Below are 13769 nucleotides of genomic sequence, written 5' to 3' on the forward strand. Positions count from 1 at the left end.
CGATGGTGACGTTCGCTCAGGCGCAGGAGCGCGCCGAGGAGTGGATCAACGGCGACCTGCCGGCCTACCAGCACCGTGAGGTGCGGGTGCGGGAGTTCGACCTCGGGTTCGTGGTGTGGGCCGAGGACCGGGCGGACGGCCCGCGGTCCGACGGTGGCGCGCAGCGGCTGGTCATCGCCCGGGACAGCGGGGAGGCCACGCTGTGGCCGTCGCTGCCGGTGGGTGAGGTGATCCGCCGCTTCGAGGAGGAGTACGGCCGTACGGACGCGGCTCCGGCTGCCGCGCCGGCGGCTCCGGCGCGGGTGGATCTCAACCAGACGTCGTTCCTGCTGACTCCGCCGGAGTGGTTGCAGGACGCGGCGGACAAGCTGGGTATTCCGGACCACCGGCCGGGACGGGGGGCCGGGGCCTCCGACGGCGCCGGGTCCCGTCCGGCGGCCGCCGCGGACTCCGCGGGCGCCAACGGGGTGTCCGGGGGCGGCGGTTCGATGCCCGAGACGCTGCCGGGGCCGGTGGGGCAGTCGCCGTCGGCCGGGCGTGGGGTGCCCGCCGCGCCGGCCGATGCCACGCCGTGGCCCGCCGCCGCGTCGGTGGACGACGAGGTGCGCGACGCGGTGCCGCCGAGGGACGCCGAGCCGCGGGACGCGGTGCCCGGGGTGCCCGCGGGGGCGACTCCGTGGGCCGGGACGGACACCAACGCCGAGGCCGAGGACGACCGTTCGGTGCCCCTGCCGGATACCGTCTTCGCGCCGCAGCTGTCCGAGGTGAACGACGCGAACGACGCCCCGGTCGCGCCCAGCGCGCCGCCGGAGGCCAAGACCGCGCTGATGTCCGGGGGCAGCCGGCTGCCGCGTACGACGGTGGCGCCGGCCGTGGGTGGCCCGGGCCCCGACCAGGGCGCGCCCGGCGGCCCTTCACAACCGCAACAGCAACCGCCGACGGGTCCGGGGACTCCGCCGCCGGGTGCGCCGCCGAGCGCGCCGTCGTACGGGTACCCGCAGGGGCCCGGTGGCGCGCAGGGTCCGGGGACTCCGCCGCCGGGTGGGTCTTCGTACGGCTATCCGCAGGGGCCCGGTGGCCCTGGTACGCCGCCGCCCGGCCGTTCGCTGGCGGCCAACGCCGGTGACATCGCCGACGCCGCCACGAGCAAGGCGGCGCCGCCTCCGCGCCGGGGCGGCCGGAGCGGTGGTCCGGGCACGCCTCCGCCGCCTGCCCCGCCCGGCACCCCAGGGGCCCCGGGCGCGCGTCCGGGCGCCATGCCTCCGCCGCCCTCCGGGCCCGGGGCTCCGGGCACTCCGGCGGGCGGGTACGTCCCGACGCAACTGGTCTCCTCCCTCGGCCCGGACGGTCCCGAGGGCGGCGCTCCGGGTCAGCCTGGTGGACCCGGGGGCCCCGGCGGTCCCGGTTCGCCTGGGGCTCCCGGTCAGCCGGGTGGTCCCGGTGCGCCCGGTGCTCCTGGCGCCCCCGGTGCGCCGAATCCGCCCGGGAGTACGCCTCCGGGTGGCATGCACCACGCGGCGACGATGCTGGCCGGCCCCGCCGTGGGCGGCCCGGGCGCGCCGCAGCCGCCGGGGCCTCCCGGGGCTCCTGGCCGGCCCGGGCAGCCGGGCCCTCCCGGCGCCCCTGGCATGCCCGGCGCCCCCGGTCAGCCGGGCGGTCCTGGCGCGCCGGGTGCGCCCGGTGCCCCTGGTGCGCCGAATGCGCCCGGCGGTACGCCTGCCGGTGGCGTGCACCACGCGGCGACGATGCTGGCCGGGCCCGCCGTGGGCGGTCCGGGTGCGCCCGGGGCTCCCGGGCAGCCGCCGGGCGCCCCCGGACCCGTGCACCACGCCGAGACGATGCTCGCCGGGCCGCCGCTCGGTGGTCCCGGTGGCCCCGGTGTCCCGCAGCCGCCCGGTCCGCCCGGGATGCCGCCGGGGGCCCCGCAGGGGATGCCCGGTCAGCCGGGTCCGCCCGGGCCGGTCCCCGGTCCGCCGGGGCAGCCGATGGGCGCTCCGCCGGCGTACGGCTATCCGCAGCCGCCCGCCGGGCAGCCGACCGTAGGACCCGGCTATCAGGCCGTCCTGCGGTTCCGGGCGCCGGACGGCTCCGAGCAGCAGGTGATCCGGCGTTCGGCGCCGGGTACGCCGCACCCGGAGTGGCAGATCTTCCATGAGCTGCGCGGGATGAACATCCCGCCGGAGGCCGTGCTGGAGCTGCACACGGAGCTGGAGTCGTGCGAGCTGCCGGGGGCCTACTGCGCGCGGATGATCCGTGAGCAGTGGCCGAACGCGCGCATCACGTCGATCGCCCCGTACGGCAAGGACCATGCCAGCCGGCAGCAGGGCATGGCTCAACTCCTCGCGCACCAGGGCGAGTTGCACCAGGTCGCGGACGGTCCTGCGCGGCCCGCGCCGGTGCGGGCGCCGTTGCCGCCGGTGCCGCCGGCGCCGCCGGTCCCGCCGGAGGCGATCGGGCAGGAGCTGGCGGCCGTGTTCGGACCGGGGGTGTTCCGGTTCGACCAGCAGGCGGTGTCGCGGCAGGGTGTCCCGCCGATCGTGGCGCACACGCTCGTCGTGGCCGGACTGCCCGTCGACATGGGCCCGTTCTTCTGGGCGCAGGCCCAGCCGGGCCGCCCGGTGCCGACGCTGGCGGAGCTCGCGCAGGAGCGCGGGGTGCAGCCGGCGGCCGACGCGGGCTCGTACCTGGTGATGGGCAGCGACTTCGGCAAGGCGCTGTGTGTGCAGTACGGCACGGCGAACATCGTGGCGGTGCCGGTGGAGGCGGGGCCGGGCGGTGCGCCCGTACCGCCGCAGTTCGTGAACACGGGCCTGCCCGAGTTCGCGCGCTGCCTCGCCCTGCTCGGCCGGATGTGGCGTCTTCGCTTCGGCCTGAACCAGGAGCAGGCGGGCCGCTGGACCGTCGACTTCCAGGCCCAGCTCGCCGCCCTCGACCCGGCGGCGCTCGCCTCGCCGGAGAGCTGGTGGTCGGTGCTGCTGGAGCAGATGTGGGACGGGTTGCTGTGATCCGTCGCGGCTGACGGCCGCCCCACACAGGTCGGGCGGCCGACGGCTCGCCTCCCGCTTGTCGCGACGGCTCGTCCCCGCCTGTCGCCCCGTGTGTCGCCAGGGCCCGGCCCGGTCTCGTACGACCGGCCGGGCCCTTCCGCGTGCCCCGCGCCTCCTCCCGCCGCCTCTTCCCGTGCCCCTTGCACGGAGTGTCGCGTTATGAACACTTCCGTCCGATCCATCAGGATGTGCGCGAAATCATCATTTCGTGTGCGTCCGGCGGAGAGGGCCCAGCATGAGCAGCGCACCGACGGCACCCCATGGCTTCGACTTCGATGTCGTACGGCGGGGATACCGCCCCGACCAGGTCGACGCCTGCGCGGCGGCCCTGTGGCGGGACCGGGACGCGGCGTGGGAGCGGGCCGCCCGGCTGACCGTGCTGGCCCGGGAGATGGGCACGGAACTCGACCGGCTGCGCGAGACGGTCGCCGGGCTGACCCCGCAGACCTACGAGGCGCTCGGCGGGCGCGCACGGGAACTGTACGAACTCGGCGTCGCGGCGGCCGAGGCGGTCCGCCAGGGCGGGCGCGACGAGGCCCGGCGGATCGTCACCGAGGCGGAGGAGGCCGGGGCACGGCTGCGGGGGGCGGCGCAGGCGTACGCCGACGAGGTGCGCGGCGAGGCCGAGGAACGGGCCAAGAACCGCTTGCTGGCCGCCCAGGCCGAGGCCGACGACCTGCGGATCACGGCCCGGCGCTGGGTGAAGGAGGGGCGCGGCGAGGCCCTGGCCGCGCTGCGGGAGATGCGGGAGCGGACCGACGGGATGCTCGCCGAACTCGACAGGGAGTTCGACGACCGGGTGGCCGGCATCGAGCGGGAGATCGCCGAACGCGAGGCCGTCTTCGACGCCCGGCACGCCGAACGGGTCGCCCGCGCCGAGGCGGAGCTTCACGCCGCCGAGCGTGCCCTCGCCGACGCCAGGGCCGCCGCCGCGCAGCTGCAGGAGGATGCCGAGGACCGCGCCGCCGAGGCGATCGCGGAGGCCCGGCGCCGGGAGGAGTGGGCGGCCAGGGAGACGGAGAGGGTGCTGCGGGAACACGGGGAGCGATGGGACGAGGTGCAGGGACAGATGGACAACGTACGCAGCAGCCTCGCCGCGTTGACCGGCCATGCCCCGGAGGAGCCGACGCCGCGGCAGTGACGGCCCTTCCCCGGCGGAGCGGGAGCGCGACGCCGGCGCGCGCCCGTCACTCGTTCCGACGCGCCGCCCCCGCCAGGATCCAGCCCTCCACCGCCTCGTACTGCCTGCGTTGTTCCTCCGCCTTGGTGCGGCCAGAGAGCGTCGTGCCCAGCCAGCCGAAGGCGAAGCCCAGGGGGATGGAGAGCAGGCCTGTGGTGGTGAAGGGGAACCAGTTGAAGTCGGCGTCCGGGAAGGCGGAGTGGGGGGAGCCGGAGACGAGGTTGGTGCCGGTCATGAGGACGAGGACGGAGAGGGTGCCGCCGATGAGGGTGCACATCAGGCCGGTGCGGGTGTAGCGGCGCCAGAAGAGGCCGTAGACCAGGGCGGGGGCGATGGCGGAGGCGCCGAGGCAGAAGGAGAGGGTGACCAGGGGCTGCAGGCTGCGGTGCTGGACCAGTGTGGCGAGGACGATCGCGGTGACGCCGACCGCGCCCGCGGAGAGCCTGGCGATGGTCATCTCGCGGCGGGGGGTGAGGGGTGTGGTGGCGAGGGCCGCGAAGACGTCGTGGGCCAGGGAGTTCGCGCAGGCCAGGATCATGCTGGCCACGGAGGCGAGCAGGGTCAGGAAGACCGCCGTCGTGACCGTGGTGAACAGCAGGGTCTCCGCCGTGGACACCTCCGCGCCGAACGCGGCCATCGAGCCCAGCAGATAGGCCGTGTTGCCCTGGGGGTCGGCCGCGGCGATCACCTCGCGGCCGACCAGGGCCGTCGCGCCGAAGCCGATCACCGAGATGACCAGCACGAAGAGGGCGACCGAGGGGACCGCCCAGGACATCGAACGGCGGACCTGACGGGCACTGCTCGCCGTGTACATGCGCATGGTGACGTGAGGGAGGCAGGCGCCGCCGAGGACGACCGTCAACTGCGCGGTGATCATGTCGAGTTCGGGGTGCGGGCCGCCCGCGAACTGCAGCCCCGAGTGGAGGTATCCGGTGCCGATGCCGCTCTTGTCGGCCGCCGCGCCGAGCAGCAGGCCGGGGTCCCAGTCGAACTTGTGCAGGATCAGTACGGCGACAAGTCCGCCGGAGCCGAGCAGCATCACGATCTTGACGATCTGGACGAGGGCGGTGCCCTTCATCCCGCCGATCGCCGCGTAGCCGATCATCAGTGCGCCGACGATCACCACGACACCGGTTTTGAGGCTGTCGCTGGAGAATCCGAGGAGGAACGCCAACAGATCGCCCGTGCCCGCCAGTTGGACCAGCATCATCGGCATCAGCGCGGCGATCGTGACCACGCAGGCGGTGACGCGGACGCACCGGCCGGGCATCCGCCGCGCCAGCGCGTCGCCCATGGTGAAACGGCCCGCGTTCCGCAGGGGTTCGGCCAGCAGGAACATCAGCAGCATCAGGGACAGGGCCGTGCTGAGCGCGAGGACGACACCGTCGTAGCCGAAGAGGGCGATCACTCCGCCCGTGCCCAGCACCGTCGCCGCCGAGATGTAGTCGCCCGCGATGGCGAGGCCGTTGCGCACGGGGGAGAGCGAGCTGTAGCCGGTGTAGAACTCGTCGAGGTCGTCGCGGTCCGGGCCCGTCATCACGCACAGCAGCAGCGTGATCGTGGCGATCGCCGTGAACCCGACGAGCGACATGGTCTGGGCGGATCCGCCGAACTCGGCGAGACCGCCGGCGCCGATGACCGAGGAGCCGGCGGGGTTCATCGGCCGGCCCCCTGCCGCGCGTCACGCCTCACGCCACGTCTTGCGTCATGTGCCGCGTCATGCCTCGCCTCCCGTCGCGCGTCCACCGCCGCCAGGCCGCGTATGCGGTCGGCCAGCGGGTCGACCCGGCGGCGCGCGGTGTGCTCGTACAGCCAGATCGCCAGACAGGTCACCGGGATCTGCGCCAGCCCCAGCAACAGTCCCGTCGACAGTCCGCCGGAGACCGTGCCCCGCATGAACGACGGGGCGAACGCCGACAGGACGAGGAACAGCACGAAGTAGCCGAGCGCGGTCAGCGTCGCCACCCGCCGCTGCCACCGGTACGCGCTCCGCAGCACCCGCAGGTCGCTGTGGTGGCCGAGAGGGGAGTGGCGGGGGGCCGGCTTCGGCGCCGGGGCCGGGACCGGTTCCTGGGGTGTCCAGGGGTAGGTGAGGTACGAGGGGGACGAGGTGTGCGGTGGGTACGGCGGCTGGTGCGGGGGTGACGAGAAGGCGTCGGTCATCCCTTGATCTCCTTGCGCGGCTCGGGTCCGTGTGGACCGCAGGGAGTGGGGGGTGGGCGGGCGCGACGCTACTCGTGGGTGCGGAGGTGCGCGGGCTTTTCGACAAACTGAGCGGTCGGTATGCGCTTACTTGACGAATCTCGGGCTGACCTGGGGTGTTACCGGGATTAACTCAGGTTTTTCGCAGCGACTCCTGGGGCACCGGTCGTCCGCGACTCGGCTGACCTACAGTCCGCGACTTGGCTGACCTCGGTCCGCGACTTGGCTGACCTCGGTCCGCGACTTGGCTGACCTCGGTCCGCGACTCGGCCGACCTCAGCCCTTCACGCGGCCGGCCTCAGTCCTTGAGGACCGGAAACCTGCGCGGCGCCACCACCAGCAGCACCAGGAACGCCACCGCCGCCGCGCACGCCGCGCCCAGATACACGGCGTCGACCGCGTCCGCGACGGCCCGGCGGACCGGCTCGGCGGTCGTGTCGGCGTCGAGGGAGTGTGTGACGGCGTCCAGGTCTCCCGCGCCGCCGCCCAGCCGGGACGCCAGCACCCCGTTCGCCACCGCGCCGAACACCGCCGCGCCCAGGGTCTGACCCGTCTGGCGGCAGAAGAGGATCGACGCGGTGGCGGTGCCCCGCTCCTCCCACTCCACCGTCGACTGGACGCCCACGATCAGGGGGAGTTGGAACAGGCCCAGCGCGGCGCCCAGCAGGAGCATGAGCAGGGTCGGTTGCCAGGCCTCGCCCGGGTAGGGGAGGAACGGGAAGGCGAAGAGGAGGGCCGCCGCTGCCGCCATGCCCAGCAGGGCCGTGTCGCGGAAGCCGATGCGGCGGTAGACGTGCTGGCTGAGGGCCGCCGACACCGGCCAGCTCAGCGTCCAGACGGAGACGACGAAACCGGCGGCCACCGGTGCCAGGCCGAGCACCGACTGCGCGTAGGTCGCGAGGAAGACCGTCGGCGCCACCATCAGCAGGCCCAGCGCGCCGAGCGACAGGTTCACCGCCGCGATCGTGCGGCGGCGCCACACCCAGCCGGGAATGATCGGCTCGGCGGCGCGGCGTTCGATCAGCACCAGCGCCGCGATCAGGGCGACTCCCGTGCCCAGCAGGGTCAGTGAGGGCCAGGAGAGCCAGTCCCAGGCCACCCCGCCCTGCACCAGCGCCGTCAACAGGGCGCCTCCGCAGGCGAAGACCGTCAGCGCGCCGGCCCAGTCGATGCGCGGCCGGCTCGTCGACTCCCGCCGGGGCTCGTGCAGATGACGGACCAGCAGCCACAGCGCCGCCGCGCCCAGCGGGAGGTTGATGAGGAAGATCCAGCGCCAGTCCGCGTAGGCGGCGAGGACTCCGCCCACCCCGGGGCCCGCCACCGCCGACACCGCCCACACCGTGGACAGCTTGGACTGGATCTTCGGGCGCTCCTCCAGGGGGTACAGGTCGGCCGCCAGCGTCTGCACCGTGCCCTGCAGGGCCCCGCCGCCCAGGCCTTGCACGATCCGGAAGGCGATCAGGGACGCCATGTTCCAGGCCAGCGCGCACAGCAGCGAGCCCAGCAGGAACAGGACCGCGCCGACGATCAGTACCGGCTTGCGGCCGAAGGTGTCCGAGAGCTTGCCGTAGACGGGGAGGGTGACGGTGACGGCCAGCAGGTAGCCCGAGAACAGCCAGGAGAAGACGGAGAAGCCGCCGAGGTCGGCGACGATCTGCGGTACGGCGGTCGAGACGATCGTGGAGTCCAGCGCGGCCAGGCCCATCGACAGCATGAGGGCGGCGGTCACGGCTCTTCGTCTGCCGGTTCCGGTGTGCTGTGCCGAGTCGCGTACCGCGGGTCGCGTGTCGCCCACCGGATTCCTTCCCCCTGCATCTATCTGCCGGAGACCAGCTTCCCACTTGACCCTCACGCCACGGCAGGGTGCAACCTGGCTGCGCCGGAAGGAGGAGGCCAACCCTGAAGCGGCCTCCTCTCGGCGGGCGAGATCCCCTAGGGGTGCCTCCGTACTACGGCTGGGGGCGGGTTGGTACCGCCGGAGGACGAGAGTGGCTACCTCCCGTCCTTAACCTGGCTTTACGCCGCTGGGGGGCGGTGGACCGGAGCGGTGGGGGTGGGGTTTTCCCCAGCAGAAGACTGCGCTGGGCACCAGCGCGCCGGCCCCCCTCCGGGGGCCAGACTCATCGACACAGCACCTCGTACGAACCGGCACCTCGCCTCGTACGACTCATTCGCTGCCCGACTTAGGAGACATACCGTGACATCGGCTGTGACCATCACCAGGCACGGGGGTACTGGAGGGACTACGGCCGTTGCCGCGCGGGCGCGGCAGGTCGTGAAGGCGTACGGGTCCGGGGAGACCCGTGTCGTCGCCCTCGACCATGTGGACGTGGACATCGCGCGGGGACAGTTCACCGCGATCATGGGTCCCTCGGGGTCCGGAAAGTCCACCCTCATGCACTGCCTCGCCGGGCTCGACAACGTGACGTCGGGTCAGATCTTCCTCGACGACACCGAGATCACCGGGCTGAAGGACAAGAAGCTCACGCAGCTGCGCCGGGACCGGATCGGGTTCATCTTCCAGGCGTTCAACCTGCTGCCGACGCTGAACGCGATAGAGAACATCACGCTCCCGATGGACATCGCGGGGCGTAAGCCGGACAAGGAGTGGCTGGGCCGGGTCGTCGACACCGTCGGCCTGAGCGACCGGCTCAAGCACCGGCCCACCCAGCTCTCCGGCGGTCAGCAGCAGCGTGTCGCCGTCGCCCGGGCGCTGGCCGCGCGGCCGGAGATCATCTTCGGTGACGAACCGACCGGCAACCTGGACTCCCGGGCCGGCGCCGAGGTGCTCGGCTTCCTGCGCACGTCGGTCGACGAGCTCGGCCAGACCATCGTGATGGTCACGCACGACCCGGTGGCCGCCTCGTACGCGGACCGTGTGCTGTACCTGGCCGACGGCCGCATCGTCGACGAGATGTACCGGCCGACCGCCGAGGCCGTCCTCGACCGGATGAAGGACTTCGACGCCCGGGGGCGTACGTCATGAGCGTCATGAAGACCTCGATGCGCAACTTCTTCGCGCACAAGGGACGAATGGCCCTCTCGGCCATCGCGGTCATGCTGTCGGTGGCGTTCGTGACGGGCACCCTCGTTTTCACCGACACGATGGGGACGACGTTCGACAAGCTGTTCGCGGCCACCGCCTCCGACGTCACCGTCAGCGCCAAGGGCGCCTCGGACAGCGGTGAGACCCAGTCCGACAACGGCAAGCCGCCGGTCATGCCGGCGTCCGTCCTCGACAAGGTGGGCGGCGCGGACGGCGTGAAGTCGGCCGAGGGCACCGTCTTCTCCACCTCGGTGACGGTCGTCGACGCCGACAAGGACAACCTCTCGCCCACCAGCGGCGCCCCGACGATCGTCGGCAACTGGAACGCCAACGACGCCCGCACGATGAAGATCTCGTCCGGCAACGCGCCGCGCGGCCCCGACCAGATCGTCGTCGACGCGGACACCGCCGACAAGCACGACCTGAAGCTCGGCGACGAGATCGGTGTGATCAGCGCCGTCGGCACACACCGGGCGAAGGTCTCCGGCATCGCCGAGTTCCAGATCACCAACCCCGGCGCGGCGATCTTCTACCTCGACACCGCCACCGCCCAGAAGACCCTCGTCGGCGAGAGCGGCGTGTACACCAACGTCAACATCACCGCCGCCGCCGGCTTCACGGACGCGCAGGTGAAGAAGAACGTCCTCGCCCAACTGGGCACCGGCTACCAGGTGCAGACCGCCAAGGAGGTCGCGGACGCGGGCGCCAAGGACGTCGGCGAGTTCATGGGCGTCATGAAGTACGCCATGCTCGGCTTCGCCGGGATCGCCTTCCTCGTCGGCATCTTCCTGATCATCAACACCTTCTCCATGCTGGTCGCCCAGCGGACCCGCGAGATCGGCCTGATGCGCGCCATCGGCTCCAGCCGCGGCCAGGTCAACCGGTCGGTCCTCGTCGAGGCACTGCTCCTCGGTGTCTTCGGCTCGGTCCTCGGCGTCGCCAGCGGCGTGGGCCTCGCCATCGGCCTGATGAAGCTGATGAGCGCCACCGGCATGAACCTGTCCACCGACGACCTCACCGTCGCCTGGACGACCCCGGCGGTCGGCCTGCTCCTCGGCATCGTCGTCACCGTCCTCGCCGCGTACATGCCCGCCCGGCGCGCCGGCAAGGTCTCCCCGATGGCCGCCCTGCGTGACGTCGGCGCCCCGCTGGACGTCAAGGCCGGAGTCGTACGGGCCGTGATCGGCCTGCTCCTGACCGGTGCCGGCGGCTACTGCCTGTACCTGACGTCCGCGGCCGAGAAGGCGAGCGAGGGCTCGATGTGGCTGGGCGTCGGTATCGTCCTGTCCCTCATCGGCTTCGTCGTCATCGGCCCGCTGCTCGCCGGCGCCGTGGTGCGGGTGCTGGGCACGGTCGTCCTGCGGGCCTTCGGACCCGTGGGCCGCATGGCCGAGCGCAACGCGCTGCGCAACCCGCGCCGTACGGGGGCCACCGGCGCCGCGCTGATGATCGGCCTCGCCCTGGTCGCCTGTCTGTCGGTCGTCGGCTCCTCCATGGTCGCCTCGGCCACGGAGGAGCTGGACAAGACGGTCGGCACGGACTTCATCATCCAGTCCGACACCGGCCAGCTGATCACCCCGCAGGCGGTCGAGGCCGCGCGCTCCGCCGAGGGCGTCGACCGCCTCACCGAGTACAAGTGGACCCAGGCCGACTTCACCACGCCCGACGGCAAGACGCTCAAGGACACGGCCATCACGGCCGCCGACCCGAGCTACGCCACCGACCTCGCCACCAAGACCGTCGAGGGCAAGCTGGCCGACGCCTACAAGCCCGACTCGATGTCCGTCCACGAGGAGTTCGCCAAGGACCACGGCGTCGAACTCGGCTCCAGGATCTCCGTCGCCTTCAAGGACGGCTCCACGGCCCAGCTCACCGTCCGCGCGATCACCAGCAGCGACACCGTCATCGACGCCGGAGCCATGTACACGGCCATCGACACGATGGCCAAGTACGTCCCCGCCGACAAGATGCCCCTCGACCAGCTCCTCTTCGCCTCGGCGAAGGACGGCCAGGAGGCGGCCGCGTACAAGTCCCTCAAGGGCGCGCTGCACGACTACCCGCAGTACGAGGTCCGCGACCAGACCGACTACAAGGAAGCGCTCAAGGCCCAGATCGACCAGCTCCTCAACATGATCTACGGCCTGCTCGCCCTCGCGATCATCGTCGCGATCCTTGGCGTCGTGAACACCCTGGCGCTGTCGGTCGTCGAGCGGACCAGGGAGATCGGCCTGATGCGCGCCATCGGCCTCTCCCGCCGCCAGCTGCGCCGCATGATCCGTCTGGAGTCGGTCGTCATCGCCCTGTTCGGCGCGCTGCTGGGCCTCGGCCTGGGCATGGGCTGGGGCGCCGCCGCCCAGCAGCTCCTCGCCCTGGAGGGCCTGAAGGTCCTCGAGATCCCGTGGCCGACGATCACCGCGGTCTTCGTCGGCTCGGCCTTCGTGGGCCTGTTCGCGGCGCTGGTGCCGGCGTTCAGGGCGGGCCGCATGAACGTACTGAACGCCATCGCGACCGAGTAGCCACCGGGCACGGGGACACGGGGGACACGGGGGAAACCGGGGGAGAGCCCGGCGCCGGGAAGCGGATGCTTCCGGGTGCCGGGCTCCACCGCTGTCAGGACGTACGCTTCAGCAGCACATACCCCTGGATGACACCTTGCAGCGCGTACTCGTCGCGCGGATGCAGCTGACGGGCGTACCCGGGGACGTCCTTCACCCAGCCCGAGGCGTTGTTGAAGACGATGTAGTCGGGCGCGAGCCCCTTCGTCCGGCCGATCCAGAAGACACGGCAGCGTGAGGTCAGCCGGCTGATGGGGCCGACGTTGGACTCGACGGTGGCCCCGTCCGGGATGGTGTCCAGCAGCCTCTCGACGGCCCGGACACGGTCCGGGACGCGGTAGGCGTCGGCCTCGGTCAGGGTGCCGAGGGGCAGCGCCGTCGTCAGCGCGAGCGCCGCCGCGAGGACGGCGGTGGGCAGATGGACGGCGTACGAGCGCAGCCACGGGCGGGGGCTCTGGCGGGCGGCGGTCAGCGCGTCGACGAGCGCGAGGGTGATGATCGGCATCAGCACGGCGCTGTAGTGCCAGTCCGTGCCCCAGTAGTGGTCGTCGGCGGAGACGAACCGCCAGCCCAGGGTGGGCAGGACGGCGAGCACGATCGGGGAGCGCAGGGCGAGCAGTCCGCTGGTCGGGATCAGCAGCCAGAGGACGGTACGGATCTTGACGTCCGCGCCGGTCAGGGGCCCGGTGCCGCCGACCTTGGACAGGTAGTCGGAGGCGCCGCCCGTGTTGAAGGCTGGGATGATCATGGTGAAGGTGACCAGCGTGGCGACCGCGCCGAACGACGCGACCGCGACGGCGTACGGCACCGCCCGCGACGCACCGTGCCGCCGGGCCCGTACCGCGACGACCACGGCGATGACCGCCAGCGTCAGCCCCTGGTCCTCCTTGACCACCACCAGCGGCAGCGCCCATAGCAGGGCCGCGCGCCACCGGTGCCGCAGCAGCGCCTCCAGCGAGAACGCGATCAGCGGAACCGCGAAACAGATCTCGTGGAAGTCGAAGTTCACGGCCCTCTGCATCCCCCACGACAGCCCGTACGCCACCCCGAGCGCGAGCCCTCGCGCGCGCCCCAGCAGCCGCATCGCCACCCGCGTCACCGGCACGGCCGACAGCGCGAACAACGCGGCCTGGACGACCAGCAGCGTCACCGGGGACGGAAACACCCGGTAGAACGGCGCGAGCAGCATGGTGACCGGGCTGAAGTGATCCCCGAGCACGTTGTACCCGGGCCCCTTCAGCTCGACGATCGGCGCCTGGAAGTGCGCGTACGCCCGCACCGCCTGCTCGTAGATGCCCAGGTCGTACGAACGGGTGCCCATCCGCCGGTACCGCCCGACCGACACCGCCGCGTACGCCACGAACAGCACGACCGCGAGCACGTACGGCTCGCGTCCCGTGAGAGAGAGCCGCCGGCCGGGGCGAGCGGGCGAGCCCGCAGCCACGACCGGCGCGGGTATGAGCGCCGGCGCCGACGGTTGCGTGGACGGGGCGCTCGGGACCATGGGGGCTCACGTTCGGGTGGGGGCGGGGATGACGGGCGTGCCACAAGAGACTAGGCGCCCTGAGAAGCAGGAGGCGGAGCCCCTGCTTCTCAGGGGCGCGGGGAACTGCGCGAGCAACCCCCACCGGACCCGCGCCGGGGGGTCGAAGGGGCGCAGCCGCTTCTGGATGGGACGGGTAGGGGCGGCGGGGGCGAGACAAAACCGGTCCACAGCCCTCGCACCGCGCGTCGTACCC

8 protein-coding genes are annotated in these 13769 nt (G+C 72.6%); 4 read left to right on the plus strand and 4 right to left on the minus strand.

Features of this window, described 5'->3' with window-relative positions; genetic code table 11:
- Nucleotides 1–2: 2 nt before the first annotated feature.
- A complete protein-coding gene (locus tag ACWD26_RS34770; protein WP_451276089.1) occupies nucleotides 3–3005 on the plus strand; it encodes an SUKH-4 family immunity protein in 3003 nt (1000 codons plus the stop codon).
- A gap of 277 nt (nucleotides 3006–3282) precedes the next feature.
- Complete coding sequence (locus tag ACWD26_RS34775; RefSeq protein ID WP_451276091.1) at nucleotides 3283–4188, plus strand: cellulose-binding protein; 906 nt, start codon at nucleotides 3283–3285, stop codon at nucleotides 4186–4188.
- A 46-nt stretch (nucleotides 4189–4234) separates the two neighbouring features.
- Here ACWD26_RS34775 and ACWD26_RS34780 read toward each other — a convergent pair whose 3' ends face one another.
- The 3 genes from ACWD26_RS34780 to ACWD26_RS34790 all read right to left on the minus strand — a co-directional run bounded on the left by ACWD26_RS34780 (nucleotide 4235) and on the right by ACWD26_RS34790 (nucleotide 8224).
- Nucleotides 4235–5887 (minus strand): sodium/solute symporter, encoded by a 1653-nt coding sequence (locus ACWD26_RS34780; protein ID WP_451276093.1) that lies wholly within the window; start codon nucleotides 5885–5887, stop codon nucleotides 4235–4237.
- The gene (locus tag ACWD26_RS34785; protein ID WP_451276095.1) at nucleotides 5884–6390 is read right to left on the minus strand and encodes a DUF485 domain-containing protein; all 507 of its coding nucleotides are present in this window, start codon (nucleotides 6388–6390) and stop codon (nucleotides 5884–5886) included. The genes ACWD26_RS34780 and ACWD26_RS34785 overlap by 4 nt, the downstream gene beginning before the upstream one ends.
- A gap of 337 nt (nucleotides 6391–6727) precedes the next feature.
- Nucleotides 6728–8224: an MFS transporter gene (locus ACWD26_RS34790; protein ID WP_451276097.1), complete on the minus strand. Its 1497-nt coding sequence runs from the start codon at nucleotides 8222–8224 to the stop codon at nucleotides 6728–6730.
- A gap of 402 nt (nucleotides 8225–8626) precedes the next feature.
- Between ACWD26_RS34790 and ACWD26_RS34795 the strand changes: the two genes are divergently transcribed.
- Nucleotides 8627–9415 carry an ABC transporter ATP-binding protein gene (locus ACWD26_RS34795; protein ID WP_451276099.1) on the plus strand — a complete coding sequence of 263 codons (789 nt, stop codon included), beginning with the start codon at nucleotides 8627–8629 and terminating at the stop codon, nucleotides 9413–9415.
- Entirely contained in the window at nucleotides 9412–11991 is a 2580-nt protein-coding gene (locus ACWD26_RS34800) for an ABC transporter permease (protein WP_451276101.1), read from the plus strand. The genes ACWD26_RS34795 and ACWD26_RS34800 overlap by 4 nt, the downstream gene beginning before the upstream one ends.
- A 94-nt stretch (nucleotides 11992–12085) precedes the next feature.
- Here the strand turns inward: ACWD26_RS34800 and ACWD26_RS34805 are convergent, their stop codons facing one another.
- Complete coding sequence (locus ACWD26_RS34805) at nucleotides 12086–13534, minus strand: DUF2079 domain-containing protein (RefSeq protein WP_451276103.1); 1449 nt, start codon at nucleotides 13532–13534, stop codon at nucleotides 12086–12088.
- Nucleotides 13535–13769: the final 235 nt, after the last annotated feature.

The sequence above is a fragment of the Streptomyces sp. NPDC002787 genome (assembly GCF_053592095.1).

Bases quoted from the DNA above. Each gene is read 5' to 3' on its own strand.
- ACWD26_RS34780 (WP_451276093.1), bottom strand. From the start codon at position 5,887: ATGAACCCCGCCGGCTCCTCGGTCATCGGCGCCGGCGGTCTCGCCGAG.
- ACWD26_RS34785 (WP_451276095.1), bottom strand. From the start codon at position 6,390: ATGACCGACGCCTTCTCGTCACCCCCGCACCAGCCGCCGTACCCACCG.
- ACWD26_RS34770 (WP_451276089.1), top strand. From the start codon at position 3: ATGGTGACGTTCGCTCAGGCGCAGGAGCGCGCCGAGGAGTGGATCAAC.
- ACWD26_RS34805 (WP_451276103.1), bottom strand. From the start codon at position 13,534: ATGGTCCCGAGCGCCCCGTCCACGCAACCGTCGGCGCCGGCGCTCATA.
- ACWD26_RS34775 (WP_451276091.1), top strand. From the start codon at position 3,283: ATGAGCAGCGCACCGACGGCACCCCATGGCTTCGACTTCGATGTCGTA.
- ACWD26_RS34800 (WP_451276101.1), top strand. From the start codon at position 9,412: ATGAGCGTCATGAAGACCTCGATGCGCAACTTCTTCGCGCACAAGGGA.